This is a genomic window from Priestia aryabhattai B8W22 (genome assembly GCF_000956595.1).
In the GTDB taxonomy this organism is placed as follows: Bacteria; Bacillota; Bacilli; order Bacillales; family Bacillaceae_H; genus Priestia; species Priestia aryabhattai.
In genome coordinates, this window is the sequence record NZ_JYOO01000008.1 from 137,314 (window position 1) to 156,876 (window position 19,563).

At 39.3% G+C, this 19,563-nt stretch carries 18 protein-coding genes; 2 read left to right on the plus strand and 16 right to left on the minus strand.

Annotation, left to right across the window (positions count from 1 at the left end):
* Positions 1-17 precede the first annotated feature (17 nt).
* The 7 genes from N178_RS08710 to N178_RS08740 form a co-directional block, all read right to left on the minus strand.
* Positions 18-275, minus strand: a complete 258-nt coding sequence (locus N178_RS08710; RefSeq protein WP_045291795.1) for a YwqI/YxiC family protein — start codon at positions 273-275, stop codon at positions 18-20.
* Positions 272-703: a YwqH-like family protein gene (locus N178_RS08715; RefSeq protein WP_045291796.1), complete on the minus strand. Its 432-nt coding sequence runs from the start codon at positions 701-703 to the stop codon at positions 272-274. Before N178_RS08715 ends, N178_RS08710 begins: the two co-directional genes overlap by 4 nt.
* A gap of 336 nt (positions 704-1,039) precedes the next feature.
* On the minus strand, positions 1,040-2,434 hold the full coding sequence (locus N178_RS08720; RefSeq protein ID WP_045291797.1) for an MATE family efflux transporter: 1,395 nt from the start codon (positions 2,432-2,434) through the stop codon (positions 1,040-1,042).
* Between the two features lie 154 nt (positions 2,435-2,588).
* Entirely contained in the window at positions 2,589-3,221 is a 633-nt protein-coding gene (locus N178_RS08725; protein ID WP_013083477.1) for an HlyD family secretion protein, read from the minus strand.
* 29 nt (positions 3,222-3,250) lie between these two features.
* Positions 3,251-4,906 (minus strand): MFS transporter, encoded by a 1,656-nt coding sequence (locus N178_RS08730; protein ID WP_045291798.1) that lies wholly within the window; start codon positions 4,904-4,906, stop codon positions 3,251-3,253.
* Positions 4,907-5,099: 193 nt separating this feature from the next.
* A complete protein-coding gene (locus N178_RS08735) occupies positions 5,100-5,537 on the minus strand; it encodes a MarR family winged helix-turn-helix transcriptional regulator (RefSeq protein ID WP_045291799.1) in 438 nt (145 codons plus the stop codon).
* A gap of 116 nt (positions 5,538-5,653) precedes the next feature.
* Positions 5,654-6,415, minus strand: a complete 762-nt coding sequence (locus tag N178_RS08740) for an exodeoxyribonuclease III (RefSeq protein WP_045291800.1) — start codon at positions 6,413-6,415, stop codon at positions 5,654-5,656.
* A gap of 169 nt (positions 6,416-6,584) precedes the next feature.
* Here N178_RS08740 and N178_RS26980 point away from each other — a divergent pair, with 169 nt between their 5' ends.
* Together N178_RS26980 and N178_RS08745 are read left to right on the plus strand one after the other, a co-directional pair.
* On the plus strand, positions 6,585-6,743 hold the full coding sequence (locus N178_RS26980) for a hypothetical protein (protein WP_169746660.1): 159 nt from the start codon (positions 6,585-6,587) through the stop codon (positions 6,741-6,743).
* Positions 6,744-6,829: 86 nt separating this feature from the next.
* A complete protein-coding gene (locus N178_RS08745; RefSeq protein WP_045291801.1) occupies positions 6,830-8,089 on the plus strand; it encodes an erythromycin esterase family protein in 1,260 nt (419 codons plus the stop codon).
* A 36-nt stretch (positions 8,090-8,125) separates the two neighbouring features.
* Here the strand turns inward: N178_RS08745 and N178_RS08750 are convergent, their stop codons facing one another.
* The 9 genes from N178_RS08750 to N178_RS08790 form a co-directional block, all read right to left on the minus strand.
* Positions 8,126-8,599, minus strand: a complete 474-nt coding sequence (locus N178_RS08750; protein WP_045291802.1) for a heme-degrading domain-containing protein — start codon at positions 8,597-8,599, stop codon at positions 8,126-8,128.
* Positions 8,600-8,612: 13 nt separating this feature from the next.
* On the minus strand, positions 8,613-9,647 hold the full coding sequence (locus N178_RS08755; protein ID WP_045291803.1) for an oxidoreductase: 1,035 nt from the start codon (positions 9,645-9,647) through the stop codon (positions 8,613-8,615).
* Positions 9,644-10,414, minus strand: coding sequence for a DeoR/GlpR family DNA-binding transcription regulator (locus N178_RS08760; RefSeq protein WP_045291804.1), 771 nt, complete (start codon positions 10,412-10,414; stop codon positions 9,644-9,646). Before N178_RS08760 ends, N178_RS08755 begins: the two co-directional genes overlap by 4 nt.
* Positions 10,415-10,688: 274 nt before the next feature.
* Positions 10,689-11,780, minus strand: a complete 1,092-nt coding sequence (locus tag N178_RS08765) for a toxic anion resistance protein (protein ID WP_028413052.1) — start codon at positions 11,778-11,780, stop codon at positions 10,689-10,691.
* A gap of 18 nt (positions 11,781-11,798) precedes the next feature.
* On the minus strand, positions 11,799-13,415 hold the full coding sequence (locus N178_RS08770; RefSeq protein WP_045291805.1) for a YceG family protein: 1,617 nt from the start codon (positions 13,413-13,415) through the stop codon (positions 11,799-11,801).
* Positions 13,416-13,509: 94 nt separating this feature from the next.
* A complete protein-coding gene (locus N178_RS08775) occupies positions 13,510-14,088 on the minus strand; it encodes a TerD family protein (protein WP_045291806.1) in 579 nt (192 codons plus the stop codon).
* 35 nt (positions 14,089-14,123) lie between these two features.
* Positions 14,124-14,702 (minus strand): TerD family protein, encoded by a 579-nt coding sequence (locus N178_RS08780; RefSeq protein ID WP_025751616.1) that lies wholly within the window; start codon positions 14,700-14,702, stop codon positions 14,124-14,126.
* Positions 14,703-14,726: 24 nt separating this feature from the next.
* Entirely contained in the window at positions 14,727-15,323 is a 597-nt protein-coding gene (locus N178_RS08785; protein WP_045291807.1) for a TerD family protein, read from the minus strand.
* A gap of 285 nt (positions 15,324-15,608) precedes the next feature.
* Positions 15,609-19,247 (minus strand): multifunctional 2',3'-cyclic-nucleotide 2'-phosphodiesterase/3'-nucleotidase/5'-nucleotidase, encoded by a 3,639-nt coding sequence (locus tag N178_RS08790; RefSeq protein ID WP_045291808.1) that lies wholly within the window; start codon positions 19,245-19,247, stop codon positions 15,609-15,611.
* Between the last annotated feature and the right edge of the window lie 316 nt (positions 19,248-19,563).

The following is a 19,563-nucleotide window of genomic DNA, read 5'->3' on the forward strand; positions in this document are numbered from 1 at the left end:
GTCATCCCCCTTTGCTGCTACGAATGGATAATAGATTCGTCTTGTTCTTTTAGTAAGTCTACATTAGATTTTGTATCTTTTACGTTTTTGTTTAGTGCTTTTATATAAGTAGAAATAAGCGTTTGAATTTCTTCTTCGCGCGCTGCCCATTTCTCTGTAGTATCAAGGCTGTTTTTTCCAAGGTCAGGCATTTTGCTAATGGATAAATTTCCAATCGCTGTGCTGACTGCTTCAAGCTTTTTGATAACGTCAGCGTGATCAAGCTTAATTGTCATGAAAACAGCCCCTTTCTAATTTCACTAATCTTGTTTTCTACTGCGTCATAGGCTTCTTCACCTTTAGCTAATAAAGAATCCGCTTCTCCAATAACGGCGTTCAAGCCGCTCAAAGCTCCTTTTTCAGCTTCTAGCGCCCATATCTTTGTTTCAATTTCACGAATGTATCCATCGTAATCACCGTCTAAAATGCCTTTTATGTTGTCGTAGGCTGCCGTACGTTTTTCGTCAAAATCATCCGATAACGTACCCGTCCATTTGTCTCCCAGCTCAGGCTTTTTGATGTGTTCAATTTCTTTTAATGAAACAGCTTGTTCATGCTCAATTTTACTTTTAGCCGTTCTTAGCTTAGAAATTTTCCCTTCTACATCTGAGACTCTTCCAGATACTTCACCCAGCAGTCCGTCTAATACGCTTCCTAACCCCATATCGTTCCTCCTGTTCCGCACATTTCGAGTTTAATCCAATAATTATAAGTATAAAATTTGTCTCATTATAGCTAAATAGGAAAAAACTCTCTTTTTTATGCTTCTAGTTTCATGAATTGAGATAAAAATGAAAAATAAGAGGAAAAAGACTCATGTCTAAATACGTTATCCAACCATATACCGTTATCTAAAACAAAGAATAAGTAGAATAAAACCATTTCTTTGTACCCATACCCGTTTTTTCCCACAAATTAAAGCTTTTTGCGTAAAAAGACCAACTTCACTTCGTTTTTTTACACAGCAAAAAACCTCTGCACATCCTGCAGAGGTTTTGTTTTATACTTGAACCGGCGTTGGTTCTTCAGCTGTTTGTTCGTGCTGTATAAGTCCGTAGTTTTCCCATGCTCGGCTTTTCCAGCGGAAAAACATAATAACTGCGCGCGTCCATTCATCGGCTGCGATGGCAAGCCAAATGCCAGCGAGCCCCATGTCTAAATGGAAAACGAAGAAATAACCGAGCGGCAAGCTCATCATGACCATCGACATCGCACCAATTAACACCGGATATTTGGCATCTCCCGCTGCCCGCAGCGAGTTAATCAGCACAATGTTCATCGTTCTTCCCGTTTCAAGCACAATGCTCAGAAGCAGCACCGTCGCCCCAAGCTTAATAATGTGCGGATTGTCTGTGAACACGCTGATCAGCTGTGTTCTGAATGTCATCACAAGAACAACCATCATCATCGTTACGGCACTGGCCCACTTGACGCTTTTCCATACGCGATGGTACGCTTCATCTTTTTCGTTTCCGCCTACTAAGCGGCCGACAATAATCGCTGTGCCCATTCCAATCGCAATGGCAAATAAGTAAATGAACATTGAAATATTCATCGCGTACTGTCTCGCAGCAAGTGATTCTGCTCCTAAGTACGTCGCATAGTATAAAAAGACAATTTGACAGCCTTGATACATCACTTGTTCAAAAGCCGACGGAATACCGATTTTTAAAATTTTACCGATATATTCTTTTGAAAGCGTAATGTAGTATTGAAATTTCACTCTATATTCCATCACTTGATACAGCAGCCAAAAGAACACAATAAGGGCAACAAATCGGCTGAACGCAGATGAAATCGCTGCTCCTTGCACGCCCATTTCCGGAAAGCCGAACTTCCCGAAGATTAAAGCATAGTTTCCTGCAATATGAAAAATGTTCATTCCAAGTGATACAAACATCGCCTGCTTCGTAAAGCCATGTACGCGAATAATTGCTGCAAGAGAGTTAATAATCGCTTGAAGAAAAATAGCTCCTCCAACGATGGATAAATAGCTTTGTGCATACATCAGCACGTCACCTTGTAAGTTCATCGCTTCCATCATATGCCTTGAAAACAAAAGAAAACCCGCGCTAATGCCTAGCCCGACTCCTAAATTTAACGTAACGGCCAAAGCAGAAATCTTTGACGCTTCCATATACCGTTTTGATCCTAAATACTGAGAGACAACAATTGCGGCCCCGTTACCAATAACCTCTAACACTAAAATCGCAATGTGAAGGTATTGATTGGCTGCTCCGACTCCTGATACGGCATCATCCGACAGCGCACTTAGCATAAAGGTATCAGCAATCCCCATTAACATAAAAAGAAACACTTCTAAAAAGATCGGCCACGTTAAGAAAAACAAATTCAGCTTTTCTTTTGGCCCTTTTTTTGTTTCGACCGCGGTCATCCCATCACCTTCTTTACCGATATCCAATTTCAAACAAGAAGTATCTTACCACACATTCCCTTTGTATACATCCCCTTTTTAGCACATTTTTTATTTTATTTGTTTAGGCATAAAAAAAGCCGCTTCCTTGAAGGAAGCAGCTTTTTTTCCGTTATTAAATTGAAATTTTCACTTCTGCGTTCATACCTGGAAGAACTTTATCTGATGCATCATCAATTGAAATTTTCACCGGTACTTTTTGCGTTACTTTTGTATAGTTTCCTGTGTTTTGAGCCGGAAGCATAGAAGACACTGAGTTTGTTGCGCGACCGATTGCTTCAACATGACCTTTAAAGACTTTACCTGAATCTCCGTCCACTGTAATGTCAACGCTGTCTCCTTCTTCAATATCACCTAGGTCTGTTTCTTTAATGTTTGCCGTGATATAGATTTTAGATAAATCAGCTGTTTGTGCTAATACATCGCCAGCTTTTACTAATTGATTTTGAGATGCGTTGTTTTTAATGATTGTTCCGTCAATCATAGACGTTACGTCTGTTGATTTGTCGCCTTCTTTTAAGCTTCCAACAGAGTCACCTTGAGAAACGCTATCTCCTTCTTTTGCATTCCATTCGCTCAACTGACCGTTAGCTGAAGCCATAACTTGTGAAAGCGGTGCTTCTACCTGCGCTTCATCTGTTTTAACGTAATTTGCTTTTTCGTAGAAATAATATCCACCAAAGCCTACTAGTAATAAAATCACAATGATTCCAACAATGTTAGTAACCAATAAACGACTTTTACTCATCGGAATTCCTTCTTTCTATAGTTAGTCTATTATACAGATGTTTCTTCTGTTTGAGGTGCCGGCAGCATTTTTCTTTCTTCTTGCGGCTCAGCTTTTTCTTGCACCTCTTCTTTTTGAACAAGAATTCTATTTTTACCGCTCCACGCTTTACTTAGTGAAGCAATGAGCATGATTACGCCTAAAATACCAAGCATGAAAAATAAGTTGTGATACGCATGTAAAATCGACGCTTTTTTAGCGCCTGCTACAACAGCCGTCACAGCCGATGTTTTTGCATCCGCTTGACTCATTCCCATACCCATATAGCGTTTAATCATTTCAGATAGCTGCAGCTTCACCTGAGGATCTACTGAGCTAATTTGACCTCGGAAATCTTCATAATAAATCGCGTTTTGTCGAACAACAAACCACCCAATCACAGGTGCTATAATGGCTCCTAGTAAATTTCGAATGGAGTGCAGGGAAATCGAACGCATGGAAGCTTGATGTAAATCTCCGGCTAGTGCCGCTCCTAATGCACCGGATACCAGTGCCATACTAACACCCATACCAAAGAGCATAATGTGAACATATAAACTTACTAGTGATGTATCAACTGATACGTTCACCCAGCTAAATCCCACAATGACAATAAGAAGTGATCCAATCGCTCCAAGGTAGCCTGGGCCAAACTTGTCATACAAGAATGTCGTCGCAAATGCTGAAATCAGTACCCCAATAAAGAAGTACAAATAAAAATAAGAAAGCGTAGTGTACGATGCATTTTGCACATTTTGCATGACGCCATTAATACCTGCGATTGCTAAGATGTATGCCATATGACCGCCAATGGCCATAATTGTACCCGCAACTGGTTTTACGGCTAGCAGCGATTTTAATGGTACTAGCGGATTTTCAGCCGCTAAATCAACTAAGACAAAAATGACAACTAACCCTGCTGCAGCTAGTAAGAACGGCCACACTTGAATAGAAGCAAATCCTTCATATCTTAGTTCATACAGTGGATACACTAATAAAATCATAATAAGACTAAGAATAAAGATACTTTTCTTATCTACTGGACGGTCTTCTTGCTGAGTTGGATCATGAGCAGGCAATACCTTATATCCGATAAACAGACAGACAAGAGAAGCTATTATTCCTAAAACAAAAACCCAGCGCCAGTTATCCATGCTAAGAGATACAGCGCCTAAAAAGGCTCCAATTGCCGTTGAACCGAAGAGCCCGCCGATCGCTAACACTAAAAAGAAGTTTCGAATTTTATTCGGAAACGAGATCAGCGCAGCTGGAATAATGGTTAAAAACAGCATTCCTGAGCTTAAGCCTTGAATCAGACGACCAAGGGATAAAAACGCCACATTTTCAGAAAAAACGTTGATAATCGAACCTGCTAAAAAGACTAAAACGAACGTTAAGTATGCTTTACGTACGCCATATTTTTTCGTCAGCATCGGACCAATTGGTACCCCAAGTCCAAATGCCAAGTTAGAAATAATAGATGGCAATAGTAAGCTTTGTGTACTCGCATCAAATCGATTTTGAATCAATACTTGATTGACCGTGTAAGATAAATTCAAAAAATATTGAGGGCCAATTGAAAATAGCGTTAAAATCGCCATAATTAAGTATTTAGGTACGCTTAAACCTTGTTTGTCGGAGGCTACTGCTGGATTATTCTGACTCATATTTATTCCTCCTTTTATTAAATTCTTTTCATATGACTAACAATTCCTTACATATTTTATTGTACAAGTTGTATAATGCAAGTTATAGCAGCACTACATATTATACATCTTTTAATGAAGAAATCAACTTCTTTGTTTCAACTTAAAAAGACTATTTTTCAATAGCCTTTTTGTTTATCTATATGTATTCGCTTTAACATCCATTGCTGCGCCATTTTTTAAAATTATGATTCAAGCGGGATAAGCTTTTTTCCAGTACTAAAATCTCTTCTTCCGACCAATCTTCTAACACTTCAGCATAGGCTTGTTTACGCTTGCTTTGTACATGCTGCAAAATATCTTTCCCTGCATCCGTCATTTCAATTAAACTAATCCGCCCATTTTCTGGACTTGGAAAACGACGAACAAACTGTTTATTCTCAAGCGCAGATACTTGCCGGCTAGCTGTAGATAAGCTCAGCTTTAAATTTTCAGCTAATGCATTAATCCCGAGCGGACTGCGCTGATCTAGCTCGCTTAACAGTAAATATTCAGACCGGTCCAAGCTTCCAAGCTTGGGGCTGTGCGTCGTTGTTAGACGAACAAGCAGCGCAATTTCGTGCTCAATGGTTTGCAGCGAGTCTCGCTTCACCTCTGTCTCCCCCTTTATCTCCTAGGACATTCTGTACTTTTCGATATGTTTACTATACCGCAACCGTTCGCGTGAACCAACCTTTTTCCGTTTTTCTTCTATTATATAGAAAGATATCATAGATGGGGTACATTTAATTCTAGCATCACAGGACAGTGGTCGCTTCCCATTACATGCGGATGAATAGCAGCTTCTTGAATAACGTCTTTGATTCTCTCCGATACGATAAAATAATCAATGCGCCATCCGATATTTCGTTCTCTCACTTTGTTCATATACGACCACCACGTATAGGCTCCTTCTTGATTCGGATACAAATAACGAAATGTATCAAGAAATCCGCTAGCAAGAAGCGTCGTCATTTTCCCTCGCTCTTCTACGGTAAAACCAGAATTTCCTCGGTTTGGCTTTGGATTACGCAAATCAATCTCTGCGTGTGCTACGTTTAAGTCTCCGCATAAAATCACTGCTTTACGGCTATTTAATTTGTTTAAGTACACGAGCAGATCGTCTTCCCATTGAAGCCTTTCTTCAAGCCTTGCTAAGTCTCTTTTAGAATTTGGTGTATACACATTTACTACATAGCATTGTTCAAATTCAAGCGTAATGATACGTCCTTCGTCTTCCGATTCTTTATCCACACCGTATGAAACCGATAAAGGCTTTTGCTTTGTAAAAACAGCTGTTCCGGAATAGCCTTTTTTCACGGCGTAATTCCAGTACTGATAATATCCTTCTAGCTGCAAATCAATTTGGCCTTCCTGCAGCTTCGTTTCTTGAATACAAAATACATCCGCATTCACTTCTTGAAAATAATCTAAAAATCCTTTTCGCACACACGCACGAATGCCATTTACGTTCCACGAAATCAACTTCATAAACTCTTCACGTTCTCCTCACTTCATTTATGTATCAGTGTTTAGTGTAGACAATTTTTTGCATGAGTTCAAATAATTTAAAGGATACACTTCTTTTTAAGGTATTCCTGATATTTCTTCTTATTTTATTTTCTGTACCTCAAACACTAGATATAAGAGGTGAAACATAATGTCAACAAACAACACATATGAAAATAACGAAAAAGTTTCTGCTGTTTCTAAAAAAGAAGAGCACCCTACTAAAGAATGCGCAACACAGAATCAAACAGCGCTTACTAAAGAAGATTTTTCTTTAAATGATTCTGCTATTAAGCACTTTAGCAGGTAATTCATAAAAATAAAAACCCGTTAACTGGTAGCAAGACTTGTTGTACGAAGCTCTTGCTATCCATTTCTTAAAAACAAGGTGATCATATGCTAAAAACCATTCAAATGATAGAAGCCATTAAAAAACATTCTATGCCTTTTGCTAATTTCGATGACTTACTGCCGCTTATTAACAAATCAAGCCGCGCTCAATACGTACTTCTCGGTGAAGCATCTCACGGTACATCTGAATTTTACAAAATTCGAGCAGCTATTACGAAAGAATTAATTCAGCATCATGATTTTTCTTTTATAGCAGTGGAAGGAGACTGGCCTTCGTGTTTTGAAGTTAATCGCTATATTAAAGGATATACAAATCAATACGCGAATGCCGAAGATGTCTTAAAAACTTTTAACCGCTGGCCTTCATGGATGTGGGCTAATCAAGAGATCAAAGAATTAATTGAATGGCTTCGGGATTATAACAACAACTTACCAGCACATCAGCCGAAAGTAGGTTTTTACGGCTTAGATGTATACAGCCTGTGGGAATCGATGGAAGCTATTATTGAGTACTTAGAAAACAACCACGCTCCTGATGCAAAGAAAGCGAAAAAAGCCTTTGAATGCTTTGAACCTTTTCATCGCGAAGCACAGATGTACGGAATTTCTTCTGCCCTTTACGGAAAAAACTGCATGGTAGAAATCTTAGAGCTTTTACAAACCATTCAGCAAAAGAAAGATACCTATACTCATGAGCCTGAGGCTGCGCTTAGTATGCAGGTAAATGCGCTGGTAGCAAGCAATGCTGAAGCTTATTATCATACGATGATTACTAACGACAATGAATCGTGGAATATTCGCGATCGTCATATGGTAGAAGCTTTAAAATATATTCAAGCTTACTACAAAGATAGCGCTAAAGGAATTGTATGGGAGCATAATACTCACATCGGAGATGCAAGAGCAACGGACATGAAAAGCAGCGGCATGGTGAATGTAGGTCAGCTTACCCGTGAAGAATACGGACCGAAGCATGTTTACGCCGTCGGATTCGGGACTCATCACGGCACGGTCATTGCTTCTGATAGCTGGGGTAATCCTCAGCAGGAGTTAACCGTTCCTCCAGCTATAGAAGGAAGCTGGGAAGATACCATTCACCGAGCAGGTGCTTTTGATCAATATCTCATGTTCACAGAGGAAAACCGAAATTTTTTTTATTCAACGATAGGCCACCGTGCCATTGGTGTTGTATATGACCCAGAGATTGAACAATACGGAAATTATGTTCCTTCTCGCTTGTCAAAACGATATGATGCTTTTATTTATGTAGAAAAAACACACGCCTTATCGCCACTCATCTTTTAATTAAATAAGCGGACTTCCAACGAAGTCCGCTTATTTTTATTGCAAAAAGCTACGAATCGTATCGGTCACCAGTGCATGATCTTCTTCTTGTGACATGCCTGATACGGTGATGGTTCCAATTACACCGACGTTTTTAACCGAAATCGGAAATGACCCGCCTACCGCTTCGAATTCCTGAGGGTTCGCTGCATAAAACTGCGCGTAAGAACGATCTTTTAACTCGCAGTACAGCTTCATATAATATGAGCTGTGATGATGGCGAAGAACGGTATTTGATTTTCGTTTAATCCATTCTTCGTGATCGGGAATGGCCCCTTCCATCGCATGGTGAAAGAGAGTTTGACCATTTCGTTTAATACTTACAGTTACTGCCTTACCCTTACTTTTTGCTTCATTAATAATTGCTGTTCCCATCTGCAAAGCTTGGTCATTTGTAAATTGATGAAAGATTAGTTCTTTTTCCTGTTGAACTACTTTTTCAAGCAGCGTCTCTACCGAATGATTACTCACTGTTTCTCGCTCCTTAGTTAAAATAAACCGCTCGTTTTTCTTTGCTGCTTTCAAATGCCGCTTCAATGACTTTAACCACGTCACGAGCTTCTTCTGCTGAAACCGGAAGTTTTTCTCCTCGAAGCAGGCTGTCGGCGATTTTTTGATAATACGTTACGTAAGAACCGTGCAGCGTTTCAATTTCTTCCGTTTCGCCTTCGCCCGTTGTCAGCTTACCGTAGTGTTCAGGGCTGTCGGCTCCCCACGTATCATCCAGAGGCTTCTTACCGGCTCTTAACATATCTTCTTGGCCGTCAATGCCGTATTTAATATAGCTTGCTTTTGTTCCGTGAACTTGAAAGCGCGGCCCGTTGTTTGGCACAATGGCACTTGAATGTAAAATAACGCGAAGAGAACCGTATCCAAGCACTACGTGGAAGTAATCATCTGTACGGGCATGATCTCGCTGACCAAATACATCTGCTTGAATAAATTCAGGCATTCCAAAAAGGTGTAAGGCCTGGTCAATTAAATGAGATCCTAAATCGTAAAGCGCTCCTGATCCAGGTCCTTCATTTTCTCTCCAGCGGTCTCGAACAGCTGGACGATAGCGGTCAAAATGAGCTTCATACATTTTAACGTCGCCTAATTTCCCTTCTTCAATCAGCTGTTTCACTGTCAAATAATCATTATCCCATCTACGGTTATGATAGACGCTTAGTTGAACACCTTGTTCTTTTGCTAATTGAATTAATTCATTTGCTTCTTTTTCCGATACGACCATCGGCTTTTCAACAATTACATGCTTGCCTGCGCGAAGTGCGTCTTTCACCATTCCATAATGCATGCCGCTAGGCGTTGTAATAATAACTAAATCAATGCTGTCATCTTCTAGAAGTTCAGATAAAGTACTCACTACTTCAACGTCTTCTAAGTCACTCTTCACCTTTTCAGGATTTGAACTCATTACTTTTGAAATATGAAATTCGTCTAACACGCTTAAAAGCGGCGTGTGAAACACTGTTGCTGAAAATCCGTATCCTACTAATCCTACTTTTATTTTCTTCATTGTATTTCCTCTCCTTTATCAAAATCTGTTACGATAAGCCGCACTTGATTTTGTTCTATTTTTTCTTTTACATCCGCTTCTGGGTCTTGATTTGTAATTAAGATATCAATGTCGCTCATATCACATACTCGGTGTAAAAATTCACGTTCAAACTTCGTATGATCCGCAAGCATAATCACTTGTCTTGCGCATTGAATCATCTGTCTTTTTAAAAACGCTTCTTCTTCACTTGGAGATGTAATACCATCTGCATCAACGCCGCACGTACCTAAAAACAGCTGATCTACTTTGTATTCCTGCAACGTAGAAATCGTTCTTGGCCCGGTGACGTTACGGTTTTTCCCGTTAAACTTGCCCGGCAGCAAAAACGTATCACACGCTGTATATTGATCGAGCAAATTCACATTATCGATGGAATTCGTAATAACGGTTACATGCTTTACATCCATGTACTTCGCCATCAGTGCGATGGTAGAAGACGTATCTAAAAGCACGTCATACCCCTCCGACATTAACGCAGCTGCTTCTTTAGCAATTTGTTCTTTCGCTTTGGTAGGCGTCCGTTCACTGTAATCAATGATATGACTTGACGATAGCGTTGCTCCGCCTTTAACTCTCATAACCTCGCCGTTTTCTTCAAGCTTAACTAAATCACGCCTCGCCGTATCTTTTGAAACGGTAAACATATCGCAAATTTCGTCTAATGTAATCGTGCGGTGTGTGTGAAGGTATTCAATAATCGCACTCATGCGCTGCTCTTGATACACCCGAATACCCTCCTTTTTTACTTTGATATGAACTAATTGTAGCGCAAAGAAAAGTTAAAAACCAGCAAAAAACTTAAAATAATTAAGTTTTTTGCATTTTTAACTTAAATTATAAACGTACACGAACGCCTTTTGGAAATAACTATCTTATTTTGGATAATACTTCTTTTATACCTGATACCCTTTCACGCTTTTCACTAATCGCTTGTAGATCAGACTTCTAGCAAACGTATATGCAAAAAAAGCGGGAATCGTAAAGATTCCCGCTTTTTCGTTACATCTTATGTTCAAGCGCCTTGAAGTTTTCTTGAAATTGCTCCAAGCGAACAAGTCCTTCTTCACGAAGGCGTTTATTTTCCTCTTCAATTGCTTTTGTTTCCTGCATTCCTTTCATAATAATATTCCACGTTTGCTCCATCGTTTCTACTTTTACGCTAGGGGCACCGGACATTTTGGCGATTTTAACGCTTTGCTGTGAAATATTTTCTGCATTTCGAATGAGCAGTTCATTTGTACGTTTGTCTAATTCGTTCATCGACTCAGCTACTAAATTTTGACGCTTCGCTGCAATGGCGTTAATAAGTCCATTTTTAAAAATAGGAATCGTTGTAATAAACGCAGAATTGATTTTGCCGATCAGCTTTGTATTTCCTCGCTGGAGCATGCGAATTTGAGGAGCGGATTGATAAGATACTTGTTTTGCCATTTCTAGATCATATAATCGCTGCTCCATCAGCTCAACCGCGTTTTTTAAGGTTTGAAGCTCCATTGCCGCCAGCTGATTTCCACTCGACGCTCTTTCTTCAAGCACCTTTAGCTCTTGTTTTAACTCTTCTACTTTCACTTCGCCCGCTACAATGTATTTTTCAAGCTCCATATAATACTGATAGTTTTGCTCGTAAAGCTGTTCAAGCGTTGTGGTTGAATGCTTCATTTCGGTTTCATATTTTGTGATTTCAACATACACTTTATCAATTTCAGAGCCCATCGTCTCATATTTTTGAAACAGCTTGTCCACTATTTTTTGACCGCGTTTAAAAAGCTTAGAGAAAAACCCTTTATCTTCAACAAAATCCTTTGCATCAAATTTGTCCATAATCTTTCCAAGCTGCTTTAATAATTGACTTGACTCTTCCATGCTAGACGATTTAATTGTACTAAGCACTTTTCCGGAAAAAGAGGAAATTTCATTGGCTGTTTCTTTCCCATACTCAAGTAAAGCCAGCTGATTTTTATAATCAATTTGTTCTGCTAAGCGACGTACTTCCGGCTCTTCTCGCAGTTTTGCTTTTACTTCGTTAGGCTTTGTTTCTAAAACTTCTTCGGCTTCGTTTACATCTAAAGGCTGTAATTCGTTTGTTGCCATTTAAAAACCCTTCTTTCTTTAAAAGATTCGTTTTAACCATTTTTGAATGAGCGACGGCTCTTTGAATTCTTCATTAAAGCTAATATCTTCTAGCCAGTGCATATCGAAATACTTTTCTTCGACGAACGCTTCTATATCCAGTTGACCCGTCGGATTAAAGAGAACAATATCAACGCCGAATTCATTTAATAGAAGCAGTAAAGCTGCATCTTCACGCGTAAACGTTTCATGTTCATTTCCGTGATAAATAATGAGCCGAGGGACGTGCTGCGTATAATCAAACTTTTGAAGCATACGAAGCACGTTGTTTGGAAGCTTCAAAGACTGATTAAACAAATACATTTGATGCTGATACGCATCTTCATGATCTAACCGAAGAAGCTTTGGATGTGCACAATACCTAGAAATAGCTGCAGCAAGCCCTTGCTGAAGCCCGATAGGCAGCTCTTTATAGCGCCACCAGTTGCTTTCAATCATTTTATCAGGACTGAGCGTGCCATCACTTCCGAGAGCTCCTTGATAGTGAAAGTGATTATTTCCCTCTATCTTTTTGGCAAAAGGAACAGAATCAATCGTCAGAGCTAACTCATTTTCCGTTTGCATGAGCTCATGCACTTTACTCCAGTACTCTTTTCGGTTTTTAGAAATACCAAGTACTTTTGAAAACAGAACCGGCACGTGTACATATGGCTTTGACACTTCAAAATTAGGGCGGATAAACGCGCGTTCTCTCATTAATAAAAAAATTTCATCATACGTTGTTTTGAGAGTAACTGAAGTAGGAAAGTAAGAGCGAAATTGCCATGGTTTATACAGCATGGACTCCTCTGAATGAAGCACTTGCTCAATTTCTTGAGACGCTCGAAATGCTACTGTACCTTTTCGAACCGGTTTATCCGTTGGAAAAGGTACAAGCGAGCTAGTAGAAGGAAACGTATAAACCGTTGTTAAATGCTGATTCTTATCTACTTCTTTTAAATTATCTTTTCCTTCTGGATGAAAGGTAAGGACGTCAAAACCTAGTAAAATTAAATAATAGAGAAAATACTGCTCGCTTTTATTTGCATCTCCGTACCACATGATACGAGGCGCGTGCTCAGGAAATGTTTTATCGACCAGCCAAGGTGTTAGATGATTCCACTGCCACTTTATTAAATCGATTAATACGCGTTGAAAATGTCCGTCCATAAAGCCATCTGCGTGCTGTTCTTTAAAGCACGTTAACGTTTCAATAAATTTTTCACGTACTCTTCTATGTATAGCGGGATTTTCTGACTTCACGATCAGCTTTTTTCCTTCTAAAAAAGCAAACAATCGATTGACAGAAAGGCCGCGTTCTTCTTGATTAATTTTAAGAATCGTTTGTACTTCTTTTAATCTATCATTTGAAATGGACTTATCAAGCTTATCGTGTAGGACAAGGATCGATGATGATGAATGTACAAGTTCATAAAGAAAGGCTGCGTACTCGTCCGCATCAAGATGGGTGCCTACATATCTTCCCGCCACTTGTTTATAAGAAGTTTGCTGCTCATTTTGTACAAAGTCACCTCGCAGAGAAACATCTTTAGAAAAAAGAGAAATTCCATCCTGCTCGTTAAGATTAATCATATGAGGATCAATTAGTTTACTCACGCCTTACAGCTCCTTTCTTTTCAGACATATACATGCTAAAAAGAAAGGGTACTCGTTAAAGCACCCTTTCTTTTTCATTTATCGCATGCCTTTTTTATACGGATAATCCATAGTTGCGGCAAAGGTCGGCCAAGCCACCGGAAAATCCGCTGCCAATGGCATTAAACTTCCAGTCGTTTCCGTGCTTGTATAGCTCGCATACAACGACAGCTGTTTCGATTGAAAAATCTTCACCTAAATCGTAACGAAGCACTTCTTCATTTGTTTCGGCATCAATCAGACGAACAAACGCGTTGGATACTTGTCCAAAGTTTTGTCCGCGAGCATCTGCGTCGTGAATGGTGACGCTAATTCCGATTTTTTCAACGTGGTCAGGAAGAAGAGAAAAATCAACGGCGATTTGCTCATCGTCTCCGTCTCCTGCACCTGTACGGTTGTCACCGGTATGCTCCACAGCTCCGTTTGGACTTTTTAAATTGTTGTAAAAAACAAACTCTTCGTCATTTACAACTTGGCTTGATTTATTGGCTAAAAATGCACATGCATCTAAATCGAAATCTTGAGACCCAGCATATCTATTTGTATCCCACCCAAGACCTACTATTACTTTTGTTAAGCCTGGGTTCGTTTTGGTTAGGTCAATGCGCTGACCTTTTGATAAAGAAATTGACATAAAAACATCCTCCGTACATTTTCTCACTTTAATGATTAGGCGTTTAAACCAAAGTCGTTTACAAGTGCCGCTAAGCCGCCTTGATAGCCGCTGCCAATAGCATTGAACTTCCATTCTCCACCGTGTCGATACAGCTCGCCTACCACGACCGCTGTTTCGATCGAGAAGTCTTCACCTAAATCATAACGAATTAACTCTTCGTCATTTGTTGCATTTAAAATACGAACGTAGGCGTTGCTTACTTGGCCAAAGTTTTGACCGCGTGCTTCCCCTTCATGGATCGTAATGGTAAACGCAATACGTTCAATAGATTGAGGCACATTTTTCAAATCTACTTGAACCTGCTCATCGTCTCCTTCACCTACGCCCGTACGGTTATCTCCGGTATGCTCAACCGCTCCGTTTGCACCCGTCGTATTATTGTAAAAAATAAAATCAGATTCTGAAGCGCATTTTCCTGCTCCGTTTAATAAAAAGACCGATGAATCTAAATCAAAATCGTTTCCACCGTCATACTTATTTACATCCCACCCAAGACCTACTACTACGTTTGTTAATCCTGGATTTGTTTTTGTTAAATCTACTTTTTGTCCTTTTGAAAGATTAATAGCCATTTCGTTCCCCTCTTTTCTAGTTGTTTATTTTGTATATTTGTTTGCAATTTCAGCCAATCCAGTATCTCTCGTTGCATCTCCAGTTGCTGAAAACTTCCACTCTTTTCCGTCTCGATAAATTTCACCCGCAAATAAAGCTGTTGCTCCTGAATGATCTTCAGATAAATTAAAGTGTACAAGCTCTTCGTTTTTAGCGCTGTCCACAACACGAATAAAAGCATTTTTAATCATACCGAAATCTTGGTTTCGCTCAACACACTGATAGATGTTGACTACAAAAACAAGTTTATGTACGTTTCCAGGAACATTTTTTAAATCAACAAAAATTTGTTCATCGTCCCCTTCACCTGCTCCGGTAAGATTATCGCCTGAATGTTTGACGCTTCCACAGTTACTATGACGATTCCCAAAATACACAACGGCTGAGTTACTTACAAGCCTATCGTTCGAATTGAGCATAAGAACAGACGCATCGCAGTCAATCTCTGGTCCGCTTCCTCCAAAACCAAAAAAGCTGCGTTTTTTTACAGGATCCCATCCTAATCCAACCGTAATAGAAGATAACCCTTCTCTTCCTTTTGTTAAATCAATTTTCTGCCCTTTTTGTAGATTAATAGCCACTTTTATTTACTCCTTTACTATAGCGAACACGTTCTTTTACAGGTTCTATATAACTTTACATAATAGCGTAGATAAATGAAAAAATAGTGAAATCTTTGATACTATTTTTAACGTTTACGTAAGTCTTCTTATGGAAAGAATACCACAATTTGGTGATTGTTTCAAAAATTAAGCTGTCTTTTCTAACGTAAATTCATTGACTGAGAGTTTAAAATTTAAGTTAAACTATTAAAAAAAGGCTGTCTCTAAACCGGAAATCCGAGTTATGAGACAGCCTTTTTTGGCTTATTGAGCTATTTTTAAAGTCGGTTCTTGCTGTTCAGCTGTTTTAGCATCTGCCACGTTTCGAATACGGCCTTCGGCTTTGTATTCAAACGGGCTCTCAAGTGTTTTAATATATTTCACCGTTGCTTGTAAATCTTCTGGTCCCACTTCCATATCTGACGAAAGTGCACCAATACCATATTTTTCATTTCCGTACATATAGTTATTCACTACTACCGTGTATTCTTTTTCTTTGTCAATTTTACTTCCATCTGGAAGCGTGATATCGACGACTTTATTAGTACTACTGTCCCACGTATAGTTAAAGCCTGCAATATGAAAGTCTAGTCCGGATGAGGTAATTTGGTTATTCAGCACCGTTTCTAAATCCGCTCCGCTTAGCTTTACTTTATTTAAGACGTTGCCAAACGGCTGAATCGCAAATAAATCGCCGTATGTCACATCACCTGCATCAAGCTGTGAACGAACGCCTCCGCCATTCATTAAAGCAAAGTCAGCGTTCATTTCTGCTTTCATTCCGTCAGCTATTAAGTTACCAAGCGCCGTATCTCCTGTTGCTCCACTAGACGGATAGCTTTTTGCTAGAGTGGTAGATGAATTCCCAATAACTTCTGCTTTAATAGGTCCTGCTAGGTCTTCATATTTTTGCATGATTTTTGAAACTTCAGGATCTGGCGTATAGTCTTTTTGATATACGGTCACAATTTTTGCATCTTTTTTCACGATGTCACCCGTATTATCAATTTCAACATCTACATCAGAAAACGCTGAACCGTATGAATAAGCTTGAACAATTAGTTTGTTATCTACTACTTTGTTGTTGTATACGTGATTGTGAGCTGAAAAGATCACGTCAACTTCATCGTCAACTTTTTTAGCGATATCCGCTGCATCGAACTCAGTAGGCGCTCCGTTTTGATAAGAAGGATTATGAGCAAGTACCACAATGGCTTTAACACCTTGCTTTTTCAATTCTGCCGTATATTTATCGATCGCTGCTGCTTCGTCCGTAATTTCTAAGTTTTCATTTCCTTTACGTACAATCATGCTTGGCGTTTCTTGTGTTACAACGCCGATAAAGCCGATTTTCTTGCCGCCTACTTCTTTTATTGCATAAGGCTCCGTAATTAATTTATTAGTTGAAGTATCATAAGCATTTGCCGCTACCACCGGGAAATTCATGCCGTCGTATCCTTTTGTGCCTTTTGGATGGTCTCCGCCTTCAATCATACGGTGAAGCTCAGCAATGCCTTCATCAAACTCATGATTTCCAAGCGTACCTAGATCAAATCCAAGTGATTCCATCACTTCAACCGTTGGCTCATCTTGAAACAGCGCTGAGACTAACGGGCTTCCGCCAATCATATCTCCAGCATGAACTAAAAGCGTATTCGGATTTTCAGCTTCTTGTTTACGAATAGCTGCTGCTGTATATTTCATATTTCCAGCTAACAGCGTTTGGCCATTTGAATTGATTTTTGTATCTGTATCGAGCTGACCGTGCAGGTCGTTCATACCTAACAGCTGAATCTTTGTATTATCTTTTGATTCACCGTTTAAATTAATTTTGTAAATGCCAAATCCTTTGTCATCCGTTTTATTTGTATACGTAATGTTGCTTCCTTCAGTTAAATAGCTTTCTCCGCGCGGTGAGCTTGTGAACGTCACGTTAGCCGTTCCGTTAATTGGTGCAATGGACCAGTTATCGTCAGCTGTCGGCGTAATTTCTTTTTGTTCGGTGATGTAGTCCATTAGAATTTGACGGTTTTCATCCGCTGAATCCACCACAAGCTCGCTTCCTTTGAGACCTGGGAAGTTTCCGCCTCCGCCAGCTCGGTAGTTATTTGTCACAACGATAAACTCTTGATTCGGGTCAACTGGTTTACCGTTATACGTTAAGTTAACAACTCGGCTTGAATCTGCGTGAATCACGTTTCCATTCACATCGTATTTTGCTGGTTTTGTCACGTCGATTTGGTATTGAACGCCATCAATGACGTCAAAGTTATAAACAGGGAAGCTTGGGTTTAATAATTCCTGCTCTTCTGTTTTATTCGGTGTAATTTGATTAAACTTACCTGCAGACATATCAATCCAGTCTTTTACCACAGAACCTTTTACTTTGACAGCTTTTAACGTGTTGTCATATAGATACAGGTCGCCTGCGCTTCGGATCGTTAAGTCACCTTTTTTAATTTCCGTATATTCATCAACGCCGTTTCTTCCTGCTTTAAAAGGCGCTCCCACTGATAAAATCGGAAGGTCTTTATATTCCGGCTTGTTTTGAGAAACGTACTTTTCTACGTAATCTTTTTGTGCATTTGTTACCACTTGAATAGATGGATCATCTTTTACAAGAGAAAAATAGCTGTGAATATCATCCGTCGTTTTACCGATTGGTGTGTTCACGTATTTAACCGTTGCATCGTGATCTTTTTGAACTGCTTTAACAACACCTTTATCCGGTTCTACCGTACTTTGCGTAACCGTTTTCCCTGACGCGTCTTTTACATCTTTATACGTTTCACGCGTAGACGATTGAGAGCTTACTACTTTCCATTTTCCTTTTTCTTCTTTTAACGTTAAGTCAATTAAACCAAGTGACCCTCCGCCGTAACCTGCTTGGACAGCGGGAACGCCGTTGATTGTTCCTTTTGCATTATCAACGCCAGGAAGAGGTTTTTTATCTGCTCCAAGGAACAAACCGTCTAGTGAAGCTTCCGTTTTAGCAGGGAAGACTTTATGCGTATGCGAAAACGTAATAGCATCAATGCCTTTTACTTCACTTAATGAGTAAATGACATCTTCCGTGTTTTGCTTATTGCTGCTAAACCCAGAGTGAGCCATCGCGACAACTACGTCCGCGCCTTTTTTCTTCATTTCTGGAATGTACTTATTGGCTGTTTCCACAATGCCTTTTGTAATGACTTTCCCATCAAGGTTTGCTTTATCCCAATCGTTAATTTGAGGCGGTACAAAGCCAATAAAACCAACTTTAATCGTTCGTTTCTTTCCATTTTCATCGACGACTTTTTTATTCATAATTTTATATGGCGTAAATTTATTTTTATCATTTTTTGGGTTGTTGTCATGATCATCAACGTAGACATTGGCATTTATGTAAGGGAAATTTGCATCGTTGTACGCTTCTGCTAAGAAGTCTAATCCATAGTTGAACTCATGATTTCCAAGCGTTGCAATATCGTAATCCAGCTGATTCATTGCTTTAAATACAGGATGAACTTCACCTTTTTTCAGCGGGTTAATCTTGGCTTTATACGTGCCTAGAGGCGTTCCTTGAATGAGGTCTCCGTTATCCACTAATAAGCTGTTTTTTACTTCTTTTCGAGCATTTTTGATTAAGGTAGCGGTTTTAGCTAAACCTACTTTTTCATAAGGGGCGTCTTTGAAATAATCATAGTTTAATAGATTCGTATGAACATCGGTTGTTTCCATCAGGCGTATGTTCACAAGCGCATCTTTTTTATTATGGCCTTGATGCTTGCTTTGCTGTGAGCTTTGTCCAGGATGACGTTCTTCCGCTCCTGCCTGTGTAGTTAAAAGAGGCATCGATAATAGAGAAAGTGCCAGTGATGTGGATAGGATTTTCTTCGTTTTACTGCGAGTATTCTTTTTCATCTACCATTCACCTTTCAAGTAAGTTATCATCGCTATAAATCTAGCAACTGTTCAAAAATAGTATAGCAGAAAAGATTTATAAAGGATGTAAATTTTTTGATTTTTTAGTAAACCATTTGTATGCGTTTTATTAACTTTTTGTAAACCGAAAAATTTTTTTTAGTTTCTCTCTTTAAAACAAAGGACTATAGTTTTTATTAATTGGATGAACCCTCCTTTTTAAATGAGTCTTATTACCTAATAAATCAACATTCCCACGCCCTCTTTTCATTCGAAAAAATTTTATTTCAAGCGGTGTGTATATATGTACTATACA